General features: G+C 67.6%; 27 protein-coding genes. 20 read left to right on the forward strand and 7 right to left on the reverse strand.

Features of this window, described 5'->3' with window-relative positions:
* Positions 1–62: 62 nt before the first annotated feature.
* On the reverse strand, positions 63–302 hold the full coding sequence (locus ACIPSJ_RS27455) for a hypothetical protein (RefSeq protein ID WP_401349956.1): 240 nt from the start codon (positions 300–302) through the stop codon (positions 63–65).
* A 101-nt stretch (positions 303–403) separates the two neighbouring features.
* Between ACIPSJ_RS27455 and ACIPSJ_RS27460 the strand changes: the two genes are divergently transcribed.
* Positions 404–637 (forward strand): hypothetical protein, encoded by a 234-nt coding sequence (locus ACIPSJ_RS27460; protein WP_401349959.1) that lies wholly within the window; start codon positions 404–406, stop codon positions 635–637.
* Positions 638–899: 262 nt separating this feature from the next.
* On the opposite strand, the gene ACIPSJ_RS27465 is transcribed toward ACIPSJ_RS27460, so the two are convergent.
* A complete protein-coding gene (locus tag ACIPSJ_RS27465; protein WP_401349962.1) occupies positions 900–1,772 on the reverse strand; it encodes a helix-turn-helix domain-containing protein in 873 nt (290 codons plus the stop codon).
* Between the two features lie 409 nt (positions 1,773–2,181).
* Entirely contained in the window at positions 2,182–2,370 is a 189-nt protein-coding gene (locus ACIPSJ_RS27470) for a hypothetical protein (protein WP_401349964.1), read from the reverse strand.
* A 215-nt stretch (positions 2,371–2,585) separates the two neighbouring features.
* Here ACIPSJ_RS27470 and ACIPSJ_RS27475 point away from each other — a divergent pair, with 215 nt between their 5' ends.
* The 3 genes from ACIPSJ_RS27475 (at position 2,586) to ACIPSJ_RS27485 (ending at position 6,452) form a co-directional block, all read left to right on the forward strand.
* Positions 2,586–3,446, forward strand: coding sequence for a hypothetical protein (locus tag ACIPSJ_RS27475; protein ID WP_401349966.1), 861 nt, complete (start codon positions 2,586–2,588; stop codon positions 3,444–3,446).
* Positions 3,443–5,248 carry an SsgA family sporulation/cell division regulator gene (locus ACIPSJ_RS27480; RefSeq protein WP_401349968.1) on the forward strand — a complete coding sequence of 602 codons (1,806 nt, stop codon included), beginning with the start codon at positions 3,443–3,445 and terminating at the stop codon, positions 5,246–5,248. The genes ACIPSJ_RS27475 and ACIPSJ_RS27480 overlap by 4 nt, the downstream gene beginning before the upstream one ends.
* A gap of 148 nt (positions 5,249–5,396) precedes the next feature.
* On the forward strand, positions 5,397–6,452 hold the full coding sequence (locus ACIPSJ_RS27485) for a hypothetical protein (RefSeq protein ID WP_401349970.1): 1,056 nt from the start codon (positions 5,397–5,399) through the stop codon (positions 6,450–6,452).
* A 297-nt stretch (positions 6,453–6,749) separates the two neighbouring features.
* Here the strand turns inward: ACIPSJ_RS27485 and ACIPSJ_RS27490 are convergent, their stop codons facing one another.
* Positions 6,750–7,775 (reverse strand): TniQ family protein, encoded by a 1,026-nt coding sequence (locus tag ACIPSJ_RS27490; protein WP_401349972.1) that lies wholly within the window; start codon positions 7,773–7,775, stop codon positions 6,750–6,752.
* Between the two features lie 369 nt (positions 7,776–8,144).
* Here ACIPSJ_RS27490 and ACIPSJ_RS27495 point away from each other — a divergent pair, with 369 nt between their 5' ends.
* The 8 genes from ACIPSJ_RS27495 (at position 8,145) to ACIPSJ_RS27530 (ending at position 16,506) form a co-directional block, all read left to right on the forward strand.
* Positions 8,145–10,283, forward strand: coding sequence for a Helicase associated domain protein (locus ACIPSJ_RS27495; RefSeq protein WP_401349974.1), 2,139 nt, complete (start codon positions 8,145–8,147; stop codon positions 10,281–10,283).
* A 129-nt stretch (positions 10,284–10,412) separates the two neighbouring features.
* Positions 10,413–10,976 carry a DUF6313 family protein gene (locus ACIPSJ_RS27500; protein ID WP_401349976.1) on the forward strand — a complete coding sequence of 188 codons (564 nt, stop codon included), beginning with the start codon at positions 10,413–10,415 and terminating at the stop codon, positions 10,974–10,976.
* Positions 10,973–11,233, forward strand: a complete 261-nt coding sequence (locus ACIPSJ_RS27505; RefSeq protein WP_401349978.1) for a DUF6313 family protein — start codon at positions 10,973–10,975, stop codon at positions 11,231–11,233. Before ACIPSJ_RS27500 ends, ACIPSJ_RS27505 begins: the two co-directional genes overlap by 4 nt.
* Before the next feature lie 361 nt (positions 11,234–11,594).
* Entirely contained in the window at positions 11,595–11,930 is a 336-nt protein-coding gene (locus ACIPSJ_RS27510; protein WP_401350133.1) for a fic family toxin-antitoxin system, toxin component, read from the forward strand.
* 654 nt (positions 11,931–12,584) lie between these two features.
* Positions 12,585–12,728 carry a hypothetical protein gene (locus ACIPSJ_RS27515; RefSeq protein ID WP_401349980.1) on the forward strand — a complete coding sequence of 48 codons (144 nt, stop codon included), beginning with the start codon at positions 12,585–12,587 and terminating at the stop codon, positions 12,726–12,728.
* 467 nt (positions 12,729–13,195) lie between these two features.
* Complete coding sequence (gene tap / locus ACIPSJ_RS27520; protein WP_401349982.1) at positions 13,196–15,289, forward strand: telomere-associated protein Tap; 2,094 nt, start codon at positions 13,196–13,198, stop codon at positions 15,287–15,289.
* Positions 15,290–15,295: 6 nt separating this feature from the next.
* Positions 15,296–15,850 carry a telomere-protecting terminal protein Tpg gene (tpg, locus tag ACIPSJ_RS27525; protein WP_401349985.1) on the forward strand — a complete coding sequence of 185 codons (555 nt, stop codon included), beginning with the start codon at positions 15,296–15,298 and terminating at the stop codon, positions 15,848–15,850.
* 218 nt (positions 15,851–16,068) lie between these two features.
* Positions 16,069–16,506 (forward strand): S1 RNA-binding domain-containing protein, encoded by a 438-nt coding sequence (locus tag ACIPSJ_RS27530; RefSeq protein WP_401350136.1) that lies wholly within the window; start codon positions 16,069–16,071, stop codon positions 16,504–16,506.
* 162 nt (positions 16,507–16,668) lie between these two features.
* On the opposite strand, the gene ACIPSJ_RS27535 is transcribed toward ACIPSJ_RS27530, so the two are convergent.
* Positions 16,669–17,370, reverse strand: a complete 702-nt coding sequence (locus ACIPSJ_RS27535) for an HNH endonuclease family protein (RefSeq protein ID WP_401349987.1) — start codon at positions 17,368–17,370, stop codon at positions 16,669–16,671.
* 332 nt (positions 17,371–17,702) lie between these two features.
* On the opposite strand from ACIPSJ_RS27535, the gene ACIPSJ_RS27540 reads away from it, so the two are divergent.
* Together ACIPSJ_RS27540 and ACIPSJ_RS27545 are read left to right on the forward strand one after the other, a co-directional pair.
* The gene (locus tag ACIPSJ_RS27540; protein WP_401349989.1) at positions 17,703–18,224 is read left to right on the forward strand and encodes a DUF6417 family protein; all 522 of its coding nucleotides are present in this window, start codon (positions 17,703–17,705) and stop codon (positions 18,222–18,224) included.
* Between the two features lie 101 nt (positions 18,225–18,325).
* Positions 18,326–18,553 carry a DUF6417 family protein gene (locus ACIPSJ_RS27545; protein ID WP_401349991.1) on the forward strand — a complete coding sequence of 76 codons (228 nt, stop codon included), beginning with the start codon at positions 18,326–18,328 and terminating at the stop codon, positions 18,551–18,553.
* Between the two features lie 24 nt (positions 18,554–18,577).
* Here ACIPSJ_RS27545 and ACIPSJ_RS27550 read toward each other — a convergent pair whose 3' ends face one another.
* Entirely contained in the window at positions 18,578–19,183 is a 606-nt protein-coding gene (locus ACIPSJ_RS27550; RefSeq protein ID WP_401349992.1) for a TetR/AcrR family transcriptional regulator, read from the reverse strand.
* A gap of 107 nt (positions 19,184–19,290) precedes the next feature.
* Here ACIPSJ_RS27550 and ACIPSJ_RS27555 point away from each other — a divergent pair, with 107 nt between their 5' ends.
* From ACIPSJ_RS27555 to ACIPSJ_RS27580, 6 genes are all read left to right on the forward strand, one after another.
* A complete protein-coding gene (locus ACIPSJ_RS27555; RefSeq protein WP_401349994.1) occupies positions 19,291–20,013 on the forward strand; it encodes an SDR family NAD(P)-dependent oxidoreductase in 723 nt (240 codons plus the stop codon).
* A 1-nt stretch (position 20,014) separates the two neighbouring features.
* Positions 20,015–20,911 (forward strand): aldo/keto reductase, encoded by an 897-nt coding sequence (locus tag ACIPSJ_RS27560; protein ID WP_401349996.1) that lies wholly within the window; start codon positions 20,015–20,017, stop codon positions 20,909–20,911.
* Positions 20,912–21,157: 246 nt separating this feature from the next.
* Positions 21,158–21,520, forward strand: coding sequence for a hypothetical protein (locus ACIPSJ_RS27565; protein WP_401349998.1), 363 nt, complete (start codon positions 21,158–21,160; stop codon positions 21,518–21,520).
* Positions 21,521–21,597: 77 nt separating this feature from the next.
* A complete protein-coding gene (locus ACIPSJ_RS27570) occupies positions 21,598–21,882 on the forward strand; it encodes a hypothetical protein (RefSeq protein ID WP_401350000.1) in 285 nt (94 codons plus the stop codon).
* A gap of 295 nt (positions 21,883–22,177) precedes the next feature.
* Entirely contained in the window at positions 22,178–22,837 is a 660-nt protein-coding gene (locus tag ACIPSJ_RS27575) for a S1 family peptidase (protein ID WP_401350002.1), read from the forward strand.
* Between the two features lie 477 nt (positions 22,838–23,314).
* Positions 23,315–23,689 (forward strand): hypothetical protein, encoded by a 375-nt coding sequence (locus ACIPSJ_RS27580; protein WP_401350004.1) that lies wholly within the window; start codon positions 23,315–23,317, stop codon positions 23,687–23,689.
* A gap of 410 nt (positions 23,690–24,099) precedes the next feature.
* Here ACIPSJ_RS27580 and ACIPSJ_RS27585 read toward each other — a convergent pair whose 3' ends face one another.
* Positions 24,100–26,358, reverse strand: a complete 2,259-nt coding sequence (locus ACIPSJ_RS27585) for a pectinesterase family protein (protein WP_401350006.1) — start codon at positions 26,356–26,358, stop codon at positions 24,100–24,102.
* Between the last annotated feature and the right edge of the window lie 43 nt (positions 26,359–26,401).

The raw sequence follows: 26,401 nt of genomic DNA on the forward strand, positions 1-26,401 counted from the left end.
GGCTATGCTCTTTATCGCATTTCAAAGCTAGGAACAACCCCTCTGAGGTGACACAAGTTCGATCAGGCTGCGTCGGGTACACCGTAACGAATCGCCCTCTGCCGGTAAGCAGTGTCGGTGGGCAGCCTGCGGGTGCGTGCGATCGGCGGCTGTTCTTCTCCGGGGCACTGGGCTGATGGGGTGCCGGTGGCGGACAGGCGTGTCAGTGCGCTGCGGGCGCTGGGGTAGCCGGATTCGGCGGCTTGCCAGTACCAGGCGATGGCTTCGTCGTGGTGCCCTGACTCTTCGAGGATTTCGGCCACGCACAGCTCCGCGCCCAGGTATCCGGCCCGGGCCAGGGGCACGAGCCATGTCACTGCCTCGTCGGCGCGGTCAGCCTGTTGCAGCAGGAGGTCTGCTGCGCGTGCACGAATGGGCCGCCAGCGGATGCATCGACGGCTTCGCCCTGGCCTACCTCGGCATGAAGGACCACCGCCTGCCCGCACCGCCCGCCGACTCCGTCCCTCGCAGTGCAGTTGCCACCTACCCGACCAACTTCGCCGCCATGACCCGCACCCACTTCGGGGCCATTACTACCCGAGGTGAACAGCTCATGCGCAGCGTCCTGCCGATGTACCTGCGCTCCTCCCCGCACTGACGCCCGGCAGCACAGAGTCCCCACACACCGGACAACGCCGGCCTGCCCAGGCGGGGCATCCAGCGCGGCACGCGGCGAGCACCGCGCCCGACGCGTCACTGCTCCCCCCAGGATCAGATGCGGCCGGGTGGCCGTTCCGACCCATGCCACCAAGCCCTGCAGGATCGAATACAGTGGCACGGGCAGGCCACAAAGGCGAGGAGTCTGTCACCCTCTACATCCCGCCGGACTTCTCCCTCTTTGGCCCTCACCTCACCCTTTGTCACCCCGGCTGCTGACGGGCGCCGAGTTTCTGCCGGACACGGCTGATCAGGTCGGCCGACTCTGGCTCGTCGAGTGCCATATCGGTGATCGCCTGGAAGCACTCCTGGTAGCGGTCCAGCAGGCTGTGGTCCTCGCTGCCGATCATGCTGCCAGCGGCGTGCTCCCGATAGAGAAGATCGTCATCGTCGGGAAAGCCGAGCAGGGCAAAGCCGCCCAGGGTGCTGTAGTGCGCTCCTGCCTCGAAGGGCAGCACTCTCACGGAGACCTCGGGGCGATGCCCGAGGCAGAGCAAGTGGTCCAGCTGTTCCTCGAGCACCCTTTTGTCTCCGAGTTGGCGTCGTATGGCTGCCTCGTCCAGCACGAACGTACAGGCTGGCCTGCCCGAGTCGTTGAACATCCGCTGCTGCCGTTCCATACGCAGGTCCACGACTCTCCGGAACCTGCTCTCCTCCAGATCGCGGGGGGCGAGGAGTGCCTCGGCGTAGGCGCGGGTCTGCAAGTGCCCCGGCACGACGACGGGGTGATAAGTGCGCAGAGAATCTGCTGCGCCTTCGTACCCGAGGTACTGGGCGAACTGCGGAGTGATGACCTCGTGATAGCCGGACCACCAGCTCGGTCCCTTGCTGCCCTGCGCGGCCTGCTCCAGATCCTCTATCTGTTCGGGATCGGTCACCTCGTACAGCGTCAGCAGCGCCCGAAGATCACTGACCGACATGCCGACCGTGCCGGTTTCCATCCGGATCAGCTTGGACGGGGACCACCCGACCCGTTCGGCCACGTCCTGTTGAGTCAGATTCGCACGCTCACGCGCCCGGCGCAGCGCGAGGCGTAGCTTGCGCCGGTTCAAGCTGGGTTCAACCCGATGTGTCATCGTCGCTCCTTCGCCGCGCATGTACCCCGCACCGCACAGAACCAAATAGCCGATGAGCGGAGTGCCAAGCTCCGGGAAGGGGCCCTGTGGGTCTGCACGGGCTGTCCGCCTCGTCCGACGTCACGGTGCGAGCCTGAGTTCCCGAACGGCCCGCCTTTTGCATGTGATCGGAGTGCGGGAGTGCGAAGGCGGTGTGCAACTCACGGAGTGTCCCAAGTGCACGCCGACGCGCGCCGGCAATGGGCCTGCGGCGGCCCCACTCCGGCGTGCCCGGGAACCTGCTGCTCGCTCGGATCCCGGCAGTCGCGGCAAGATGGCGATCCCTTCGTGGACCGCGGGCTCATGGCCGGGACGGCGGCACTTGCGGCAGGCGGCGCTGACGGGAGAGGGGGCAGGAGGCGCAGGGCGGTCAGGCGATGATCGCGTGGAAGAAGAGGACGGCACCGGCGAAGGCGGCCCCACCGGCGAGTACCGCACCGGCGGGACTGCCGCCGGCCAGTACGGTCAAAGCGCCCGAACCGACGGCGGTGAGGATGCCCAGCAGCAGGATGATCGCGGTGCGCAGGCTGAGAAGCGGCTGCGGATTCGGGTTGTTCACTGTCAACTCCCTGATGGGCAAGGGGCGGTGGCCGGCGCCGGCCGGAAGCGGTGTCGTGGATGCTCTAGCAGCACGGCAGCCGCCTCCCCCCGTGTGACCTGAATCACGGTTCGGGTTCGGGGGAGAGGCGGGGGGAGATTTCCGTTGCCCGCCTAAGACCCTGGGCGTCGAGTTCGATGGCCCTGCCGGGGTCATGGTGATGTGAGGGAGCGGATGTGCCGGACGAATCCAGAGGGGAGTTCGCTCCCGACCATGACAGGCACGACGAAGACACCCCGGAGCAAGCGGAGTTCAGCACGCGGAATCTGCTGAGCCTGGAGACCTCCCTCACCCTCGCCGCAGGCATACGGGAGAACACCGTCGCGCGGATCTCACGCCTGGAAGCCGACCAGCGACTCGTCGAGATACTGCGCCGCGACGGATTCCAGGGTCCCCGCTACGACAAAGCCGCTGCCGGCTGGTGGAGTTACAGCTGGCGGATCTTGGTCAAGTGGACGAGGACCGGGGAGATCTTCGCCCGCGCCCGGCAGGCCGGACGCCCCGTTCCACCCGGCATGATCACCACCACCTGGACCCAGGACGACCGCTACCAGGTGGCCACCGAATCGGTCATGGCAGGCATGGAAATGTTCCGCGAGCGCGGACTCGTCCAGGGACAGTGGAATCCGCAGGGCGGCGCCAGCCTCACCACCTACGCCGTCGGAGCCTCCATCCGCTCCTTCCGGCCCGCCTACATGGCATGGTTCCGCAGCGATCGGACAGGGCAAGCTGAGCTGGACACCGGCCCCCGAGGGGCGGGTGACGAGCCGCAGCGCGATATCCCGGACCAGCGGGCCACCGATCCCTACTACGCCGCAGCCACCAACGACGAACTCGCGCGGATCCTGCCCCACATCACTGACCGGCAGGTGCGCGAAGGACTCGGCTGGCGTGCCCTGGGCTACACACAGGCCGAAGCCGCCGTGCGGAGCGGCCTGACGGAAAAGGCGCTGGAGCGCCGCCTCAGCCGAGCCCGCACCAGGATCATGATCGCCTACGTGCATGAGCCCGAACTCGGGGAAGGGGGAGCACGATGACCGTCCGCAAGGGCATGGACAACGTCACGGCAACCGAGGATGACGACTTCGACGCGCTGCTCAATGCTTCCAGCCTCGGCGCCCCCCACGTCCTGGCCGAGAGCGAGCCCATTCCTGACGACGTCTACTGCCGCCTGTCCCAGGCAGCAGGCAGCCCGGCAAGGCCGCTTGCCGAGCCGCCGGTTCAGGGGAAGTCCGGCTGCGCAGCCGAGAGCGGCCTTCCCCTCTACGTATGCGACGACATCTACGACGACTTGCTGTCCCGCCTGCACCGCCTCACGGAGACGATGCAGTGCGGGCGCACCGCCCTCGTCGTATGGGGCTCTGCCAGTTCCGGCAAGACCTACAGCATGCTGCAGGTGCTCCATCTGCTGCGTAATCCTTGCCCGGACACAACACTGCTGTCTGCCTCCTGGGACGACTGGGCGGCGCGGCCGCCGCTGCGTCACATCGTCCAACTGCGTGAATGCCTGACGGACGGGTTCGCCGCCGCTGCCCTCGCGCGCGAGCATGGCATCGCCGCCGACGACGGGCACACCTGCACGTCCGTCTCCCGTGCAACCGCAGTCGCCGCCCGCCTGAGCATGCTGTTCGGCACACGGGCCGAGGCGGCGGAACACCAGACCAGCGCGTTGTGCGTACCCGGACTTCGCCTGGGCTGGATGACCGAACTGCTTTTCTCCGCGCGGGCTGTGACGCTGCGGGACGTGAAGGCCCTGTGGCCGGCCTGCTGCCCATCCGAGCGAAGCCGTGAGCAGGCCTCGCTCGCCTGGCCTCATCCCCGACAGACGGCTCCTGCTTCAGAACAGGCACTGCTGGCCGGGGACGGATCGAAGGCAACGGCAGGCCGACCGCTGCAGGGTGCGTCGTGCGGGCGGACAGGGACACTTTTTTCTTCGCCCTTTTTTCAGCTCGTACCATTCTGCATAGAGCAGAATGAACTAGGTGAAAAGCCAGCAGCCTGCGGTGCGCGGCCGCTGGCAGAGTGCCGCGGCGGTCCCGTGCCCGGGCTGCCCGAAGGAACACCGGCACTCACCGGGCCCGTGCACTGGCTGGCCGCCCCTTCTCGGACACCTCTGCTGCACAGCATGGGGTCCGCCTTCGCCGGCAGGCATCCTTCGCTGCCCGTTTCCCACCGGCCGTGGGGGAGAGGCCTGTTCCTCGTCAGCCATGTGCCCCAGCTCTGGTTGCCGGCACAGCCAGAGACGGAGCCGACGGCATCCGGGCTTTCCGACAAGGAGATTCCCGCGGCGCGCCGCCGTGCCTTCGGCGACCGGGAAGAGCCCTACGGAGACAGCGGACTTCTGGTTGTGCCGGGCGGACCCAGGGCATGGATCGACGAAGCCCCGGACGGCACGGTGCTCCAGGCACGTCTGGAGATGGCGATCCACCGGGAGGAAAGAGACGAGGGAGAGGCACTCTGGGCCAGAGTGGCCTACCGGCTCGGAGATCCCTATGCGATCGAAGTGTCCTTCTACTCTGATGGGCCAGGCGAACCAGTGATGTGGACCTTCGCCCGCGATCTGCTGGCCGAGGGACTCGACCGCAGGACGGGAGAGGGAGATGTCGTCGTCTGGAGCTCTCCCGAGGACACCCCGGACCGCGAACGCCGCACCTTCATCCGGCTGAACTCTCCTGAGGGAACGGCCCTGCTGTCTACCTCCCGCAGCCGGTTGAAGGAGTACCTGGACCGCACGTACCGCCAGTGCGCCACGGGAACCGAGCAGTTCCACCTTCGGCAAGGACTGGACACCATCGAAAGCGAGCTGGGCGGACTCACCTGCCGGGGACTGGGCGACTGACGGCGTCACACCCGGGTGGCTGCAGGGCAGGGAGAATCGGACGTGACGGCTTGCGATACGCCATGGCGCGGGCGCACCGCATAGGGGGAATGCGACGTTGAGCACCGTACGGGCCCGGGTTTGGCAGTTCCGGGTGCAAGGGCCGGTGGTGACCGCCACCCAGGCCGGACAGGGCGAGCTGCCAGTGGGACTGGCCCGCCTCATCCACATCAACGCGCTCGCCTGCGACCTCAACCGGGTTGTCGACTACCGGACCAAGCAGCTTGAGGTCCGCCTCCTGGCCAGTTATCTCGATGCTCCCGGGGCCGGTGCCCCGCTCCAGATCGATCACCAGGCGTTCGTGGCGAGCTCGCGGCACATCCGCAGCTTCGTCACCGAAAGCTCAGGACTGGGCATGCTGACAGCGGCGAGCGAAGCACTCTTCGCCTGGGACAACACAGCGCACGCCCTGCACAGTTTCGACGCGCTGCCCGGCCGCATGCTGACGGACTACCCAAACGGCGGTGTCCGACCGGACTTGCTGTTCCATCTGCCCGGCGGCCGGGTCGCGGGAGAGGCCCGGGGCCGGCACCGTCGCGCCAAGGCCCTCCTGCCGAAGCAGCCGCTTGCCGAGCAGAGGAGCCGGCTGCAGGAACTCGCTCTCTGGTCGGCTTCCCATCGCGACCACGCCTACTTCATGAGCTGGGTCTGGATCGGCCGCTCCGGCATCGCCGTGGACATCTTCCTTCCCCAGGACAAACGCTGGGACGACGCACTGGACGTCCGTTGGAAGCGGGAGAGCGAAGGCCATCAGTGGCGCTTTCCCGTGCGCGACCGACGGCGCAGACCACCAGAGGGTCCCTTCGGGCAGATGCCGACCGATGATCCTGAGCCGCCGTCCACCACGGACGCGCTGCAGACCAGGATGTCGGTGCACGCCGCAGCCGACACGCAGACCACGGCCGACCCGCTCTCACGGACCAACCGCCTGGTACAGCGGCTGTACGACACCGCCCCCGAACTCGACGCGGAACTCGCCGGTATTCCCGTCCGCGGCGCCTGGGTACCCGCGGATGCGCTGGGACCCGCCCGGCACGAGGTGCTGCTGGCCGTCCTGGCCGAACAGCCTCCACCTCAGACCGATGCAGGTCGGCGGCCACGTAGGTGCGCCGCTTGGACCCACACACCACCAGCGCGCCCGTCGTCGAGGACCACCAGTCGTTGAGCTTGCCCTGCCGGCCGTGATAGGCGACCGGATCCGTGGGCGGTTGCCGCTCCTCCAACGCCACCCCCCCACAGCGCTCTAGGCGTCACACACGCCAACTGCCCGCTGCCGTCGAGATGCCACGCCATCACGTCTCGCACCCGCAGCTCCCTCCTACGCGCCCGTGGAGCCAGCCTGGCTACCATCCGGCTGCAGCCGTCAGCGCACGAAGAAGCTGTCACCCGAAAGAGTGGATCCCCCTTGACGTGCGCTGTTCCCGGCCTCCGGGATCAACTGGCCTGATCAGGTGGGCAGTTGTCACTCCATGCAAGACCGTTCCCTCAGGGAACCGGACGGCCCGGCGAGCTGACTGTGCCCCACGGCCAATTCCCGTCGCCGTCGCCGGCCCGCTGCAGAGGAAGCCGGAGCGGGGCTGCTGTGGTGATCCAGCCACTGCACCAGCTCGCTCCAGCCGTCAACCTCCTCCAGCCCCCACCCGGCCATCAGCTGCTGCACCTCTTCCACCCATGCTGCCCGCACCGCACGCGTGTTCTCAGCACGCTGCTCGTAGCGCAGCATCTCCCGCGCCAGCTGGATAGCCTCCGGATAGATCACCAGCGGGGCGGTGCGCAGCTCCTGCGCCTCCAGGCCCACCTGCCAGGCCCGCTGCGTCCAGCTCCACATGCTGGGCATGCGGGCCCACCAGCGCGCCACGACCTGGAAGCCGTCAGCGAACAACTCCGTTCCCGCCGTGCCGAAGCGGCGCTCCAGCCGCAGCCGCTCGGTGTGCGCCCGCACCACCTCCTCCAGCCCGTCCAGCCGAATGACGGAGGGACCCTGGCCACGGTGATCGTCGGTGAACCGCCGGTGGCGCAGACATACCCGCCACTGATCCGGCCACAGCAGCCACGCCGCCTCATCCACGCCCCGCGCGCCGGCACACAGATCGCAACAGCGCACCACGTGCCCCTCCCGGGCCTCGAACGGCCACTGCCAGCGGGCCGCATCATCTCCCGACAGCAGAAAACGCTCCTGGAGGTTGGGCAGGGCCAGCTGCAACTGGTGCGGCGTCCGGCCGGACAGCACCGCCAGGTTGTCCAGTGCCGCCCGGTTGACGTACAGCTCCGCCAGCGACGGCAGCCGGGGATTGACCGGCTGGCGGCCCGTGCCCACCCGGTCCAGGAACGCCCCCAGCTCCAGGCCGTGCGCGTGCGCCAGGCGATTGGCGAACGACCCGGTCGACTCGCCGGCCAGGTGAGGTACGGAGTTCCTCAGCCGCCGCTGCGGCCCCCACACGCCCGCCCGGTCTGCCATCGCATCTCCCATGCCATCCACCCAGGCCACCTGCGCATTTTCGCTCCAGTACTCGCAACACGGCCGGACGCAGCGCGCGACGAAACTTCCATACCGCAGTCCGGACGTGTGCGAGCGCAAGCCCCCATCGCTCGTTCGGGTGAAACATGCGCGTCTACGCATCACAGACAGTCACGCCGACCTTCCACCCTCGAAACAGGTCCTGGCTGCCCCCAGACGAAGCCGAAAGGAATACGGCTTTGGCCCAACTGCCTCAGCTCCGCACCGCACTTCGCCCCTACCAGCAACAGGCCGTCGACAACAGCGTCACCGAATTCGTCCTCGGCGCACCGCGCTGCCGCATCGACGCGCCCCCCCGGCAGCGGCAAGACCCTCATCGCCCTGCACATCGTCAACCACATGGCGCCCGCGGGCACGTCCGTCGTCGTCGTGCCCACCCTGGACCTGCTCGAGCAGACCGCAGGGGAGTGGCACAAGGAAGGCCGCCCCGGCCGCTACCTGGCGCTGAGCGGCGAACGGCACCTGCCCAGGACCCCGGCCCTGCACGGCATCCTGACCGCCGTCACCGACGCCGCTACGCTGGCCGCCGAGATCTCCCAGGCCGACGGCCCGGTCAACGTCTTCGCGACCTACCACTCGCTGGGAAAGATCGCCGACGCCCACCGGCTCTTCCACATGCCGCCCTGGGACGTGCTCGTCTGCGACGAGGCCCACCGCACGGCAGGCAACCTGAAAAAGCCCTGGGCCCAACTGCTGGACGCCAACCGGATCTTCGCCCACCACCGGCTCTTCACCACCGCGACCCCCCGCAATTTCCGGCCCGTCCCGGGCCAGGACCTCCCCGTCGACATCGAGGTCGCCTCGATGGACGACCTCAACCTCTACGGGCCGCCTGTCTTCCGCCTCTCCCTGGCCGACGCCATCGACCGGGGGCTGCTCGCCGACTACCGCATCGTCGCCGTCGACGACGCCGACCTGCGCACCATCCTCAACCGCAACCCGCTGCTCGCCGCCGACTCCGAAGGCCTGCGCGTGGCGGCCGCCCAGGTCGCCCTCCTGCGCGCCATGCACAAACACGACCTACGGCGTGTCCTGGTCTTCTGCCCCCGCATCAAGGTCGCCGAGATCTTTGCCGAAACCCTTCCGGAGACGGCTGCCCTGATGCCCAAATCGATGCAGGGCCCGCTCCAGGCCGGCACCGTCAACAGCGAGCAGAACCGCTACGAACGGCTCACCCAAATCAACGCCTTCAAAGAAGCGTCCCTGACCTCCAACGACAAGAAGCCGCTGCGGGCCGTCCTGACCAACTGCATGATCTTCGCCGAAGGCGTCGATGTCCCCGCCATCGACGCCGTGCTGTTCACCAGCCCCAAGACCAGCACCTACCAGATCGTCCAGGCCGTCGGCCGCGCCCTGCGCCCGCTGCCCGGCCAGGCCAAGGTCGCCCACATCATCGTCCCCATCTACAAGGCCCCCGACCAAAACCTCGCCGAAGCCGCCAAAGGCACCCCCTTCCACATCCTCTACCAGGTCCTGTTCGCCCTCTCGCTCTACGACGAACACGTCTTCCACCGCGTCTTCCAACTACGCCACTCCATCAGCAACCCCCTGCACCCCGCCGCCCGCCCCGAACGCGCCGACGAACTCATCCCCCTGCTCCGGCCCCACGCCGAAGACCCCCACAACAGCATCTGGGAACTCGGCCTCCAAAGCGCCCAGCGCTACCGCGACCAGCATGGCCACCTCAAGGTACCCAGCAGCTACTGCGGACCCGACCGCTTCTACCTCGGCTGGTGGCTCGGCAACCAACGCTCCCTGCACATGGACCACAGCCTCAAACCTGAGCGCATCGACGCCCTCGACGCCCTGGGCATGATCTGGGAACACCCCCGCACCAGCATCGAACACCACCTGAACATCGCCCGCGCCTACCAGGCCCAGCACGGCCACCTCGTCCCCGTCAGCCGTGAGCGCTTCGGCGGCCTCGACATCGGCCGCTGGATGAACAAATGCCGCACCAAGGTCCGCCGGGGACAGCTCCCCTACTGCTACCAGCGCGCCCTCAACGAGATCAGCCCGTGGTGGAATGCCTCCTGGGACAAACCCGGGCACTGGCGACGCAGCTACGCGCGCGCCCTCGCAGCCGCCCGCCGCGGCGACCTCGCCTTCCCCGACCTCGCCCCCGACGACGAAGACTCACCCCTGGAGTCCTGGCTCGACAAACAACTCCAGGTCCTGCCCAGCCTCAGCCCTGACCAGCACAACCTCCTCGGAGCACTGTCCCTGGACCACCCCCTCGCCCTCCTGCTGCGCCCGCCCCGCAGCCAGAGTGAACGCGCCTTCGCCCACGGCCTCCGCCACGCCCACGCCTACTGGCGCTCCCACCAGCATCTCAACATCCCCTACAACAAGGTCGTCTGGGAGCGCGGCAAGCCCTTCCGACTGGGGGAATGGCTCTCCGAAAAACGGCTACGACCCTTCCGCCTGACCCGTGAACAACTCGACGCGCTGGAAGCACTCGACATGCGCTGGACCTGAACGTTCTGCCAGGAGCTGCACAGACGGCCGCGCTTGAGAAGGGAATACTCCGTCCCTGGCGGATGAAGACGGCCATGCGACAGCCCCCGGGCAGGTGCCGGTCAGCCTGGACGCGCTCACGGTCCCGCGGTGACCAAGACCACGCCGAAAACATCCCATCGGCGGGACGCTTGCGCGCCAGCGGCCCAGGCCAACGTGACCGGGCCGGACGCGGCAGGCGTGGACAAGCGCAGCACACAGGTTCCCGTGCCGGGTTATGTTCTGACGGTGGAGCAGCAACCCTCACTACCGCCTCCGCCGAGGGACACGCTGGCGGAGCGCATACGGGACTCCTATCGCGGCCTGTCCGGATGGAACCGGCCTGCATACTGGCTCGTGAAGAGGGGACTGCCCGGGGCACTGGTCTTCGCAGCCCTGTACGTGACCTGCGGGTCAGTACTGGGCTGGACGGTGTCATATGAGATTCTGGTGGGCATCACCTCTCCGGCTGCAGCATCCCACCGGATGTTGGCCTGGGTCCTGTCGCTGGTGGGCTGGTTGGTCACCCCGGCAGTCGTGGGAGGGGTCGTCGGGTACCTGGTGAACCGTCAAGTTGACCAGCGGCGGCAGGAGTCGGCTGAGCAGGTCACCCGCCGCATGCTCGAAGAGGCCAGCATCACTGCGCCGCAGCAGACGGACGGGGACACCCCGTGACGTCTCTGACCGACATGTATGCAGCCGGCGGCGAGCGCCGGACCTTCGCGGAAGAGTTCGTCCAGCGCGCCCATTCGGGGAACTGGGAGACAGCCAAGGACCACTGGACACGCGTCGTTGAGCACTTCGGAGACAATGTTCAAGAACTGGAGAAGCTGCCGAAAAGCAAGGCACGCCAGGAAGCCGAGCGACTGGCACTCGCCCTGTGCAAGACCCTGGCCCAGGCGGGAAAGTGCTGGGCATGCATTACAGCGTAGGAGCGTTGCCCCATGAGAACTGCGGGTACCGAGGCCCTGATGCCGAAACCAGCACTACAACACGGTGGAAGCGATGACGGAGAAGGCTAGTGCGCAGCAGGTCATGCGCCAGATGTTCGCCGATGTCTATCCAGAGGCAGCAGACGCTGCCCTCGACGCGCTGACCGGCGTCGTGACCGCAGCTGCCAAGCCTGAGATGACTGCGGCCGACTCGGCTCGACTGCAAGGAGTACTGGAACTCCTTGGACTCGCCCAGCCCGAGTCGGCGACAACTCCACCACCCGAGCCCGCGGTAGTCCCCGAACCGGCAGTCACGCCCGCGGTTGCGGGCCTGCCCACCATCGACCTTGCCTGGCTCCTCATGATCGCCGAGCAGAACACACCCGGGGATCCCGTCGTCAGCGACTGGGGAGCACTGATGGCCGCCGTGAGCCGTGTCCATGCAGAGATCTTCGGCATCCCCGTGTACGACACCCCTCCACAGCGGGCAGCGGCCCTCTTGCAGCAGCTCATCAACGTGCCGGCCCTGGAACGCGGCAACGCCCTGTTCGCTGCGGCAGCCGCCTATGGCTACCTGGCTGCATGCGGGCTGAAGATCACCACCAGCCCTGAAGAAGTCCGAGACCTCGTGCGTCGGGCCGCCGAAGGCGCCGACATTTATGCGATCGCGTCCACTCTCAAGAGCTGGATTCTCTAAGAGTCAGGTTCCCAGCCTGAGTCCAGCCATTGGACACAGCCAGAAAGAGGTACCGCCCTCAATCATGCCGTTCCCGCACCACACCCTGCAATTCCTGGCAGACCGGCCCGCTGCACGGCTAGGGATCTGCACCGGTGCCCTGTTCCTGCGCAACCCTGACAGCTGCTGAGAGAAGAGATCGGCGAACTGATCAACGCCTTCGAGGCGATCGCTGATGCGTCGCGCACCCGCGTCGCCTACCTTCAGCCTGCCAGCGGGCCTGGGGGTTCATCGCCCAACAGCCGTTCCTCGATCACAGTGTCACCGGCAGCGGGTCGCCGAGGCAGCACGCCCCGCCGCCTAGGTTGGCGGAAGCGAACAAAGGCCTGGACACGCTCAAGTCGTTCTTCGCGGACCTGTGGAGGGGGAGCAGCGATGATTCAACAAGAAACTGATGTCACAGTCTGACTCTATCGGTGCTACGTACGGTTAAAGCTCGATATCCGTGCTGACGAACAGGACCTGAATCATTGCTCTGAACAGGTCATGGAAGCCGTCACCTGTGCCCGCCAGCAACCCCACAACAGTGCAACGTGGCGGCGTGGCGGCCGGGCACTCGCCACGCGGAGAGCCTTCAGTGCGTCCATCCGGAACAAAGCCGCTGCACTGGCAGTCGTGATGCTCACTGCCTTGGGCGGCGCCGTCCAAGGCGTCCTCGGCGCACTGGTCTGCCTGGCCGGCAGCGTGCTGGTCGCCGGCGCACTGCTGATGACCCTTCAGCACAGCACGCCCGGTGCTCCCAGATCCGGACGCGACTGACTGGTTGCCAGGTCAATTCGCCAGGAGTCCGAAATGATCACGGGTGTGCGGGTGAATCATCTGCTGCGGCAGGTGCTGCACACGGCCTTGCGCCAGCCCTCCCGGCTCATCGCTCCCTGCCTGCACGCTGACTGACGGGCCGCAGAAGCCGGGCTCGTACTGGCTTCGCTTCCGCCGCAGCGGCCATAGTCTGCGGTGTGGACCTGCTGCCCCTCCACCTTGGCCCGCCCCTACAAGGCGCTGAGCTTCTCCTTGATCCCGGCTGCTGGTGCCTGTGCGTCAGTGCATTCCGGCGGTCCCTGCCCATTGCGCGAGCGTGGTCAGGAATCCACCGCCAGCACTCCCTGTCCCTCCTGGTCCTGCCGTGCACCGTCGGCCGGGCTTGAGGTACGGGGCAGCGGCTTTGCGTACACCTCCGTCTGACTCTCGACCAACGCACACGTCATGTGCGTTTGATGTGTGATCCGATGTGTGATTCGGGTAGGGTGGGTGCGGAGGTGGCTCTTGTGTCCGATGAGCAGAACGGGCTCTTCGCGTCTGTTGACGCCCTGTTGGGGCAGGTGGCGGTCGACTCTCTGCCGAACCCGGCCGAGCGCAAACGGCTGCGCGAAGCCGCAGGCCTGAGCCAGGACCAGGTTGCCAACGCACTGAACGTGCGACGCGAGACGGTCACCGGCTGGGAAGCGGGCCGTAGCGAGCCCCGCCCGCCCAAGCGCGCCGCATACGCACGGCTCCTGGAGGGCCTCGCCGACCGGTTCCCCGCACCGCCGCCTCCCGAGTCCCAGGCCCCCCGGCTGGCAGCACCCGCCCCGGAGGCCGTGACACCGTCAGCGAGTCCATCGCGCACCGTTCCATCCCCTCAACACGCCGCGATGGCGCCGACGTCAACGTCTCCCCGTTTCTCCAACGGTCCCCTCGCTGTCATCGACGGCGACGGCCGCGCCTACGGCCTCGACGGCCTGGTTCTCGACTGCCCGCTGACCGACCTCGCGGCGCTGGCCGAGTGGACGCTGGGGGAGGCCAAGCTGGGCGCCCCCCGCCTGCACCGCTCTGGCAAGGACACCGACCCTCTCGTCGTACTGACGGCCAGTGCTTGCCACCGCCTCGGGCTGCCACCCGAGTTGGAAGACCGGCGCAGCCTGCGCCTGCCCGACAGCCACCCAGCCGTACGCCGCCTGGCCGCACAGAACTGGAAGTTGACCAAGCGCGGCTTCGGCCCCTGGGCGCGGGTGTACCGCTCCGCCGAGGGCGCGCGTCGGCACTGCGTCCAGTTTGCCGTCCTGCCCTGGCAGGCGCTCGATGCCCGCTCCTGGGGACAGGCCGACCAGATGGAGCCGGCCGAACTCGCCCGCCTGCTCGGTACTTACGCCACGCGCGTGATCACCCCCTGCGGGTCCACCGCCGTCACCGGCCTGGAACTGATGACCGCCCTGCGCCCGCCCACCCGTGCAGTCAAAGACCCCGCCACCGGCAACTGGGCCTCCGGCCCGATGCCCGGTGCCCTGAGCGAGCCGGTCGAGTGCGCCCCGCCGGAAGCCCCCGACGGACACCCCGCCGTCGCCGCCCTGTACCAGCGCTTCCACCAGCGCACCCCCGACCAGATCCTCAACGAAGAGGCCTACCAGTGGTCGAGGCTGCTGACCGACGACGAATGCACCAAGCCCTACGTCGTCGGTATCGACGTCAACATGGCCTTCGCCGCGGCCGCCAACCGACTCACCGTCGGACTGTCCGCCCCCGTCCACGTCCACCGCCCCGCCTTCGACCCGAAACTGCCCGGCTCCTGGCTGATCGACCTGTCCCACATCACCCTCGACGAGCGCCTGCCCAGTCCCTTCACCCCCACCGGCGAGCGTCCTCAGGGCCCGGCCTGGTACGCGACCCCGACCATCGCCTACGCCGTCGAACTCGGCCACCAGGTCCACCCCATCGAGGCGTACCTGCGCTACGAACACGGCCCCTACCTGGACGCCTGGTACACCCGGCTACGCGACGCCTACCTCGCTACCATGGCCGACCTCGGCGTCACCCCCGGCATGCCGGAAGACCACTTCCTGACCGCGATGGCCACCCGCCAGCAGGCCGGCCCCGTCCCTGTCGCCGTCCTCGGCGCCATCAAGGCCACCGTCAAAGGCGGCATCGGCAAACTCCGCGAACGCCCCCGCGGCAGCAACTGGCGCCCCGGCGAACCCTGGCCCGCCCTCGCCCGCCCAACCTGGCGCCCCGACATCCGCGCCGCCGTCATCGCTAACGCCCGCACCAATATGCACCGCAAGATGGTCAGACTCGCCACTCACACCGACCTGTACCCACTCGCCGTACTCTCCGACTGCGTCGTGTACCCCTCCGGCGGCCCCAGCCCACTCGACTTCCTGCCCTACAAGGATGGCAAGCCACTGCCCGGCGGCTTCCGGCTCGGCGTCTCCCCGGGCATGGTCAAGCACGAAGGCACCCAGAGCGTGCTATGGGCCGAAGGCCTCAACGAAGAGCACGGCCCGGACGTGAACATCGCCCGCCACATCAAGACCGGCACCGTCGACACCTACGGCGAGGAAGACTGACAGCCGATGGGTATTCTCACCGACAGCCTGGAACGGGCCGACGCCGCGCATTTCACCCGGCCCATGCCGAAGTCAGCCCAGAAACAGATGCAATACCTCGTCGGACAGGCCAAAGGCACTCGGGCCGCCGCCGAACTCCTCGGCGTCACTCAGCGCACCGTCGAACGCTACGTCAAAGGACAGCTCAAACAGCCCCGCCAGGACCTCGCTCAACGGCTCGCCGACGAAGTCCGCAAACGATGGCAACCCCGTGTCCGGGACAGAGCACGGAAGCAAGCCGCCAGCACCGGCGGAATCTTCATCGACACCAGGGCCAGATTCGGATTCACCGCGGCTCCAGGTACGACCGACGATCCACGGATGCGCCCCATTACCCAGGGACTGCCTCCCGCCTATGCCGCGCGCCTCTTCGACGCACACACCGCTGGGGCGACAGAGCAACAGCTCATGGACATCGTGGCCGAAGGCCTCCAGGACATCTACTTCAAGGACCGAGGACGCCGCGCACACGGCCTGCTGGTCGAGTTCACCGACATCGACTACCTGGACGTCGACTACTGACAACACAGCCAAGCCGCCACACTGCACCTTCAACTGAGCCGTGACACGATAGTTGCAGCCTGGTCACGAGAGTTGGAATCAGTGCGGCTGGCGCCGACTAGGCTCACCCCGTGTCCGATCCAGCCCCTGACCCTCGCATACAGTCCTTGATCAACCAGCTCCGGCCGGGGGCCGTGAGAACGGTGAGGGTCACCGGGTTCGACGGAGCGGACGTCTTGGTGCAGCTCGTAGATGTCGAAGGTGAGGAAGCGGAGATCGCTCGGATTCCTCGACAGGAGGCGTCGATGCGTCGGATGGAACATCCATCCGAGCTGTTCGAGATCGGCCAGGAGATCAACGCCGAAGAGATCGGGCGTTGGCGCGAAGGTCAGCTTCACCTGTCCGCCAGGGCACGCGAGATTCCGGCCTTGCGGTCCTTCCTCCTCGCATTTGAACAAGGGAAGGTCGTCGCCGGGACGGTCTCCGAGGTTCACAACTTCGGGGTCTTCGTTCACGTCGATGGCGAACCGGACGGCCTCTGCTACGTGTGGAACAACGACGCGGACACTGCAACCTTGCGCAACGACCGCGACCGCCTGGTCGACGAGTTCTCCTCGGGGCACCACCGCGGCGACGACCGCGGGGAGCACCGCAACGGCGACGGCATCCGCCACTGACCCGGCCGGCGCTGCCGGTGACCCGAGCCCGGCCCCGGCACCGCCCCCGGTCGGCGCTGCGCCACTGTCCCGGGGCGTACCGTCGGCCGCCGCCGCGTAGAGTCCCCCTTTGTCTGGCCCGTCACCCACTCTTCCGCCGTGGTGACGGGCCAGACGCCTGATTCAGTGGGCGAGGGTGACGGTGATGGGCTGGTCGGGGCAGGCGGCGAGGCGCTCGTCGAGCGCGTTGTGTTCGGCGGGGTCGATGCTCAGCTGGTAGCGGGTCTTGTCGGCGACCCAGTCGGTGACATACGTGCACCGGTAGGGGGCGTAGGGCGGGAGCCATTCGGTGGGGTCCTTGTCGGCCTTGGACCGGTTGGAGGCCGCGGAGACCGCGATCAGGGCACGGGGGTCGTCGAGGTCGTTGGCGTAGGCTTCGCGTTCCTTCGGGGTCCAGGCGAAGGCGCCGGAGTCCCAGGCTTCGGCGAGCGGGACGAGGTGGTCGACGTCGAGTTTGCTGGCGTTGTTGAAGTACTGGTCGTCGTAGGGGCTGTACCAGCTGCCGCCGGTCAGGGCGCATTTGGGGCCGATCTCGGGGGCGTTGACGGCTTCGGCCAGGAGGACTTCGGCGCGGGTGTTGCAGCCGTTCTTGTCCGCGTCGGTCCAGTGCTTGAACTTGTCGCGGGAGTAGCCGGCGCGGCTCTCGTCCGCGACGGTCAGCGCGGCCAGCGCGTCACGCACCGGCAGGGTGACGGTCTCGCCCGGCGCACGGTGCGCGAGTTGGTGTGGGGGTGCCGCGGCGGCGTGGGCGGTGGCGGGGACGAGCAGGGCGAGTAGTGCGAACAGCGCGGTGATCAGGGTGCGTCGGGTACAGGCGAGGCGCACGGCCGGTCTCCGTTTCGAAGATCACGAACAAGGGTTGTGATCTTCGTAGCGGCCCGGGCGGCACGGCGACCGCCGGTTGGGGACGGGTTCACCCACACGGCGAACTAGTCACACCATCGAAGGGAGACCACCCGAAACTTCCCGGCGCGGAAGAGGGCGTAGGCCACTCTCGTACCAGGCGCTCGGAAAACGGGTGCCGTCACAGTCCGCGGCCGTGGCTCCGGTGCGCGGTGGGGGGAGGGGAGCGGCGGCAGTGGGGGCGGAGAAGGCACTTGAGGTGCTGCGGGCGGTGCGGGCGGGACAGGAGGCTGCGGAGTACGGCTGGGCGGTGGATGCGGTGCTGGCTCCGCTGCATCATCACGTGCAGGTCCTGGCGGGCCGAGGTCTGGTCGAGATGGCCGACCGGGGAGACGCGGGCCGAGCTGTCGGCGTGGGAGCAGCGGCCGGTACGGTGGGCGGCCCGCTTGCCTGCGGCCAGCCACGACGTGCTCGCCTTCGCCCGGCTGCTGCCCGACCCGGCGCCGCCCAAACCGCCCGCAGATGCGCGGCCGGTTCAGCTGCTGCCGTCACAGATGATGGTGGTGCAGATGTACCTCGCCCTCGTGCGGGCCGGGCAGACGAAGACGGTGCCGGCGGACGGTCTCGCGGAGCAGGTCCGCGACGCTGTCCGCGACCGGGTGGCGGGCCGGTGGCGGCTTTGCCTGACGCGGCCCCAGATGGAGTCGGTGGCGTACGCGCTGTGGCTGCGCCAGGTCACCGGAGCGGCGGGAGAGGCCCGCCGGTTCGCCCGCGACTACGGCATCTTCCACGACCCGGCGGTTGGCCGGGCCGGCAGCCGAACGACCGGGTTGTGAGGCCGTTGGTGGGGGCTGGGTGGGAGTTTCCCGCGGCTTACCCGGTAGCGGACGTGCCAAAGGTGCAGTGACCTGGTCGGGGCGCGCGCGTTGCCCAGGGCATGGACCATGACGACAACACCCCCTTCGACGATGTCGACTTCGCCCCTGTCGAAGCCGAGATGGAACGGCTGCCCCTGCTCACTTTGGGCGAGGCGCATGGCCTACTGCGGACGCTGTTGGCTGTTGCGGAGCAAGAGGGCGAGACCGCCGAAGAAGCTGGTCGCTGGGCGAAGGAGATCGCCGCCCGCATCCCCTCGGCGGAGTGCTGCAGCAACGCTGCTTTGTGAACATGCCGCCCCCACACCCCTGCTCTAGAAGGAGCCAGAGCGCCCTTCGCTCGGCTTGTCGTCGGCGCGTGCAGCGGCGCGGATGCCGTCGATGAAGAACCGGGTGCGGCGCCGGAAGTCGGCGCGGGCGGGGCGGGGTCCGTGCTTGAGGGCCAGGGCGGTGGTCACGAAGGCGTCGTAGAGGTCGTTGACGTGGAAGTCCTCGCGCAGCACCCCGGCGGCGCGGCCCTGGGCGACGATGCGGCGGCAGGCGTCGGCGCAGGCGTCGCAGAGCTCGGCGATCCGCTCGGATTCCGGGTAGCGATTCAGGATCACATCGATGGCAGCGCGGTGCTGGTAGAGCAAGTCCCGGTTGCCGGTGATGAAGAGCTCGAGCTTCTGCCACGGGTCGGCGAGCGCGTCGGCGCGTTGGACGACGGCGAGCATGTAGGTCGCGACGAGTTCGTCGACGACGCTGTCGATGAGGCCGCCCCGACCGCCGAAGCGATTGTAGACGGTTGCCTTGCTGACGCCGGCCTTGGCGGCGATCTCCTCCAGCGGCACGTCGAGGCCGTTGCTGGCGAACGCCGTGAGAGCGACTTGCCTGATTTGCGCGGCGTTCCGTGCCGCGTCGGCCCGCACCGTGCTCATGTCCGCAGCACCGCCACTCCTCCCAAGTTGACGCACGAGTCAACTTATGGCCTATGCTCGTAATCTGACGCTAGGGTCAGTTTAGCGATTGTGGAAGGCATGGGGCAATGAGCAAGACGATCGCAGTGCTCGGGGCCGGGCGCGGGCTGGGCGCCTCGGTGGCCCGTCGGTTCGGCGCGGAGGGGTATCAGGTCGCACTGGTGGCGCGTAACGCGCAGGCGCTGGAGGCGATGGTTGCCGAGTTGCGGGCGGACGGGGTTACAACTGAGGCGTTCCCGGCTGACCTGCGTCAGGTGGCCGAGATCCCGGGGCTGCTCGCGCGGATCCAGGACCGGCTCGGGCCGGTGGAGGTGCTGTACTTCGGTGCGACCGCCGAGGAGCCGCACACGCTGGCGCAGGAGGTCACCGCTGAGCAGGTGGCAGCCGCCTCCGTGCTGCACACCTTCGCACCTATCGAGGCGGTGCGGGCGGTGCTGCCGGGTATGTTGGCTGCCGGGGCTGGCTCAGTGCTGTACGGGAACGCGGTCATCGCGATCCAGACCGCGCCGGGGCTGACCGGGCCGGTCGGCCCGGCGCTGGCCGCGACACGTAACTGGCTGCAGTCCCTGCACACCGAGGTCGCCCCGGCGGGCGTGTATGTCGGAGCGCTGTACGTGGCGGCCATGATCGACGGCAGCGATCTGTGGGAGCAGGTGCGCGCCATGTCGCTGGAGGCGGCCCAGTCCTACCGGCTGGTAAGCGGGGACGAGCTGGCCGAGGCGCTGTGGCAGATGCACACCGACCGGAATGCCTTCGAGCAGGTCCTGCCGCAGTCGGGCGCCGGAGCCTGACATGGCCACTGACACGTTCGACTCGTTCATCCTGAACAACGGGGTCGTGATCCCGGCGGTCGGGCTGGGCGTGTTCCAGAGCCCGCCGGCGGAGACCGCTGCCGCCGTTCAGGCGGCCCTTGAGGTCGGCTACCGGCATGTGGACACCGCGGCGGCGTACTTCAACGAGCGCCAGGTCGGCGACGGCCTCCGCGCCTCGGGGCTGGACCGCTCCGAGGTGTTCATCCAGACCAAGGTCTGGGTCTCCGACTACGGCTACGACGAGACGCTGCACGCCTTCGAGAAATCCGCGACCAAGCCCGGCATCGACTATCTGGACTTGCTGATCCTGCACCAGCCGATGCCGCAGCGCTTCGAGCGCACCGTGGCCGCCTATCGGGCGCTGGAGACCCTGCTGGCCGAGGGACGGGTACGGGCGATCGGAGTGTCGAACTTCCTGCCGCACCACCTGCGCGCGCTGCTGGAGCAGACCGACGTGGTCCCGGCCGTCAACCAGGTCGAGCTGCACCCGTACTTCACCCAGCCCGAGGTGCAGGCCACCGACGCCGAACACGGCATCCTCACCCAGGCGTGGTCCCCGATCGGCGGGATCACCTTCTACGGCGCCCGAACCAGCACCGGCACGATCCTCCAGGACTCGGTGATCGCCGATATCGCCCAGGTCCACAGGAAGTCGGTGGCGCAGGTGATGCTGCGCTGGCACCTCCAGCACGGCCGGCAAGTCATCCCGAAGTCCGTGCACCCGGTGCGGATCGCCGAGAACTTCGCCGTCTTCGACTTCCAGCTCACCACCGACGAACTCGCCCGTCTCGACGGGCTGAGCTCGGAGCGGCGCCGGGTTCCGCACCCGGACTCCTTCGACCCGCTGCGGATGGGCCTGTCCATCCCCGAAGTCTGACCCCTGCCCGGCGCGTCCTCCTGCCTCGAGTCGGCGCTGGGGCGACCCGGATCACCTTGAAGGAGCCCCCAGTCCGACACCGAGCCCAGGCTGCTGACCAAGCAGCGCGTGCGGCGTCATCTTCGCCGTGCCACTCGCAGGGATGCTTCCTCGCGAGCCTGGACCAGACTATCGTCTGCACCGCTCTGTCTGCCATCGTCGGGCAGCTCGGCGGCGTCGACCACCGCTTACCTGCTGACCGCCCTCGTGAGTTCGGCGACGTCATGGGCCGCCGGTGCTTTTCCTGATCGCCGTCGCCCTGTTCATTCGCCGCCTCCCTCGGCGCGGCGCTGGCGGGCAACTTCTGGGCGCTCGTGGTCTTCCGCGCCATCCAGGACCTCGGCGGCGGACCCCCTGCTGAGCGGCTTCTTCGTCGACCTCCTGGGCTGGAACTGTGCGTTCTGGCTGAACATCCCGATCGGCATCGTCGCCCTCGTCATCGGCCTGAAGCTGCCCAGCCACAAGTCCACCAAGCGCATCGGCCGGGTCGGGATCATCTTCATCTCAGCGATGACGACCTTGCCTGATCTTCTTCGCCGCCGACACCGACCACGGCTGGGGATCGCTTAGCACCTGGGCCGGTTCGCCGGGTTCCTGGCTGCCGGTGTCCTGTTCGTGGCCGTGGAGGACGGGCCGAGGACCTGCTCGTGCCGCTGTCGCTGTTCCGCAACCCCGCCGAGTTACTGGAACGCAAACGTGTACACGGCGTCTTCGGCGAGCACATCTGGTACGAGTCCGTCATCGCGATCAGCCGCCACGACACCCTGCGTGTCGTCGAACTGCACTGGGACGGTGTGCGCGACGCCGACCGAGGCATCCTCCGCCCGGCCCCCCCGCCGAGGACCGGATTCTCCAACGGCTGGCAGCGACTCTCGAAACCGTTCGGAACCGGCATCACGATCAAGGAGGGGATCGGACACCTCAGCTTCTGACTGCCTGTGTTTCGGACAGCGGCCGGACCAAGGCCCCACCGGTGAACAGGGCGGCGTCCGACGATGCGAGCGAGTCGAAGCCGTCCGTCCTCTGGCCGGTCGCAAGGCACCTCGTCGTCATTGCGTCGGCGGCGCCGATCGTCGACCGCGCCCGTTTACGGGTTTCTCGGCCGAAAGGCCGACGTGATCCGGCATGGATGCCGTTCGCTCTCGTCATCTCTGGCCGATTGGCCGAGGCGACCGGGCCTCCTCTCGGCGAGGGTTGACGCAGATCACCCGACCAGCAAGGAGTGCCATGCGACACCACCATCGAGTCACCATCGCTGCAGGAATCGGACTTGCCGTCACGGTGGCCCTGCCGCTCACCTCCGCGCACGCAATCAGCGGCGGCAGGGCTGTCGTGTCCGCGCCCTGGTCCGTGCAGGTTTATGACAATGGACGGTTCACCTGCACGGGCACCATGCTTACCGACCGGTGGGTGCTCACCGCTTACCACTGCTACGACGACCATCCGGGCAAGGTGTCCGTGAGGGTCGGCTCGGTCAGGATCGGACACGGGGCCAAGGCAAATGTGACGAAGATCCGGCACTTGGAGACGGACGGTGTGGACGACGTGGCACTGTTCCGGCTGGACAGGCCGGTCAGGGTGCCGCACGTCAAGCTCGTGGATGTCGACCCGCGCAGGGGCGCGGTCGTTGGCATCTACGGATACGGCAGTTTCGGTAAGCACCCCAAGCCCTTGCAGACGGCCACCAACCGTGTGACTGCGATCAAGCACGACGACATCATCGGGCGGGCCATCTGGACCAAGAAGATCAGCGGTGACAGCGAGCCTGGCGACTCCGGCGGCCCCGCTTTCTACAAGGGCAGGCAGGTGGGTGTCCTGTTCGGACCGAGCGAGTACAGCAGCATCGCCTCCCACCGCGCCTGGATCAGGAGCGTCACAGGAGCCTGAGCCGTCACCGGCAGTGTCGCCTGCGGAATGACCTTCTCGACCGTCACGCTGCTGACACCCCCGGTCACCAGCCGTACTTCGGTGAACACGTCGCCACCTTCCGGCAGAGCCACGGCGAGGCTGACGGCCGCGGAGGAGAGGCCACCACCGAGTCGCTGGACCGCGCCCGGACACACCACGGCCCCGGGGCCAGCTACCGCCCCGGGGCCCGGCGCATGAGCCGTGCTCCTCAATGACGGCGCGGCGCGGGCGTCACAGGCGCGCGCATACGCCGGTGCGTTCAGCCCGCCTCGGGCCGTAAGGCTCCACCTCAACCAGCGGTACGCCGAGGGCTTCACCCTCGCTCGGCGGCTGTTCGAGGAGATCCGGCAGTGCGGGTTCCCGGGCCAGGAGCAGATCGTCCGCGTCTGGGTGCGGCAGCCGCGGGAGGCGTTCCCGCACCAGGATCCACCTCGCCTCAAGCCCTCCGCTCGGGACGTGATCGGATGGATCACCCACCACCCCGAGAAGCTGACCGACGACGCTCTGCAGCTCAAGGAGATCCTCGCGCGCGCCCCGGTGCGCGCCCGCACCGCCGAGCACGTCAGGACCTTCGCCGAGCTGATGAACGACCGCCGAGGCCACCAGCTCAAAGACTGGATCGCCCGCATCCAACAGGACCAGGACCCCGCGCTGCAGAGGTTCGCCACTGGCCTCCTGCAGGACCTCGACGCCGTCGTCGCCGGGCTGACCCTGCGCTACAGCTCCGGCGCCGTCGAGGGTCACCGTTTGCGCAGCAGGTCGAAGCTGGCGAGGCCGAACATTCGGCGCTTGATCATCTTGATCTTGTTGTATGTCCTTCACACGGCATGAGGCCGGTCGTGGGTCACGACCGTTCATGATCGCGGAGCTGGTGCCCCTCCGTGGCTCCGGCGCCAAATGTGACCCAGAACCACTTTTCAGCCGTCGCGGACACATCGGAAGGTCTCAACAACGGCCGCCTTCGTGGGTATGCCCATGAAGGGTGTCCCGTCCGCCATGAAGCCGTAAGGGGGCACGGTCGGCTCCCATAGGTTGCTTCTGAATAGATCGTCAATGCTGATCCGCAGTGTGCGGCGCGCGGTTGCTCTGTCGGGCGTCACTGTGTTGGGGCGGCGGTGATTGGTTCGATGCGACGTCTGGTCGTCGGTGTGGGTGACTGCCGTAGTGGCGGGGCCGGGAGGATTCGTGCAGTCCCGGCCCCGCTGTGGTTCACCGCGCCGTGAGGGCGGGCTCGGCTGGGGTCACCAGGTCGGGTTCCAGCCGTCGGTGCCGGCCAGGTACTTCTGGGCGGTGTAGTTCCCGGCCTGGGCGTCGGTCAGCTGCGGTCGGTTGGAGTTCACTCCTGCTCCGGCGCCGGAGTTGTGGTATTCGAAGAACCGGGCTTGCTGCCAGGTGTAGGTGGTGTCCATGTTGGTCCAGGGTTGGGCGGTGGTGATTGCGGCGGGCAGCGAGCTGTCCCGGATCACGGCTTGGGGCTGGGCGGTTGTGGTGTTGTGCCAGGGCCGGCCGAGGTACATGGTGTTCGCTCCGGCCGAGGAGGAGATGCTGCTGTTGGTGATGAGGATTCCGTACTGCTTCGCCTGCTCGGTGTTGGGCGCTGTGATCGTGCCGCCTGGCCAGGGGTTCATCTGGATGTTGGCCCGGTCGAACACCGCGGTGGCGTTGCCGAAGATGAAGTCGATCGAGCCCGAGATGAAGACGTTGCGGAAGTACTGACGGGTCTGGTCGGTGGCGACCGGTGACTTGGCGAGCACGGTGTCCTGGCGGCCGATGAGACGGACGTTGGTGTACACCTGGCGGTCGCCCCTGGCGACCAGCGCTACCGCTTGGGTCGAGAACTGGTCGATCTCCGGGTGCTGGGTGGGGTTGAAGGAGTTGGTGATCGTGAGGTCCTGGACCCTCAGGTTGGTCGGTTTGAAGGTGGCGGTGGCGCTGCCCTCGGTGCCGTACTGCTGGCCTGTCGCGGGGTTGATCATGCCGTGGGCGTTGCCGGCGGTGATGTTGACGTCCTCGGGTTTTCCGGTGGCGCCCTTGATGGTCAGATTGGTCAGGTTGCTCGGGACGCTGATGACCTCGTTGTAGGTGCCCTTGCTGATGACGATGGTGTGTGGGTTCCCATCCGTGGGGACGGCGTTGATCGCGGCCTGCACGGTGCGGTACTGGGCAGAGCCGTCAGGCGCGACCGTGAACGTGGTCGGAACCTGTAGATGGCCGAAGATCGCGGGCGCCGCACCGGCCCCGGGGTCGCCGTTGTACCGGGTGTTGAGGTGAGCGCTAGCGCTGCTGCAGCTGGCTGTGGTCGACATGTAAGTCGACGTGAGGCCCCCTAGAAGGCGACTGACTGGCGCAACGCACATGCTGGGCTTGACGAAGGGCTGAAGTTCGAGCAGCCCGTTCTGCGAGAGATCGGCGTAGAACTGCTGCGCGGTGGTGCCGTTGCAAGGCTTGCTTCTCAGTACTGTGTCGGAGGCGTCCAGACACAGTCCGGTGCTGTCGTTCTTGATGGTGACCACGCTGCCTTGGACCTGGGTGTAACGCCAGTTCACGTCAGGCCACCCAGACGTGTCTTCGGCCCAGGCTCGTACCCGGTCGTCTTCGGATGTATCGCCGGCGAGCGTGGCGTCGTCGAAGCTGGGCACCCTGATCTGCACGTCCGCGTTGGCACGCAGGGTGTAGTAGAAGACGGCGCGGTGGTCGGAGCCGAGGTCGGTGGTGCCAGGGGTGAACCCCGGGACCAGTTCGTTCGTGACCATGTAGTCGAGCTCGCGGTTGGTTCCGCTCCCGCCGTAGTGGGTGGCCTGGCCGGTGTTGTAGATGAACAGGTTGCTTCCGTCGGCGTACGTCTGCAGAGTGTTGGGCTCGCGGTTGAAGTCGCCCATCGCAGCCCACGGGCGGTGATTCGAAGCGGCATCGATGTTTTGGAGCAGGGTAGTGGCGTCGTATCCGCGGCTGGCCGATGCGTGAACGCTCCAGAAGTACGTGTTGTCGATTCTGATGCCCAAAGCCGGCCGGCCGGTCGTTCCAGTGTTGGCGTTGATGTACGGTCGGGCGACGTTGATTGCATTCGCCCTTTGGAGGGTGACGATGGCGAGGTTGACCCGGTTCGCGCCGAAGTCGGTTTGCATGAAGTAGATGTAGTAGACATCGCCACGGGTTCCGTTGGGTCGCCACTCATACTCATACACCGTATAGCCGGCACCGTTGCGCAGGTCAGTCAGGAACGTCCAATGCTGATCCGGCTGCCCCGACACCCAGTGGCCCGAGGAGTCGAAGCTTCCTGCCGAGGCCGGCACCTGGCCAGCTTCCTGCAGGGCGATCACGTTGTGACCGGCGTTGATCAGGGCGCGGACACCAGACTGCCACTTGTTGTCCTGCTGGTTCTGGGCGCCCTGCATGTTCCAGTTGGCGGCCCTGAAGTCCTCGACCAGGGCGGAGGCTGGCTGCGCCCCCCAGAAGAGGACCGCACTGAGGGTGCTGGCGATCATGGCGGCGACAACCATGATGCTGGGTATTCTTCTCTTTCTGTGCTGCGTACTGCAGCGC

Source organism: Streptomyces sp. NPDC090088, assembly GCF_044747345.1.
In the GTDB taxonomy this organism is placed as follows: domain Bacteria; phylum Actinomycetota; class Actinomycetes; order Streptomycetales; family Streptomycetaceae; genus Streptomyces.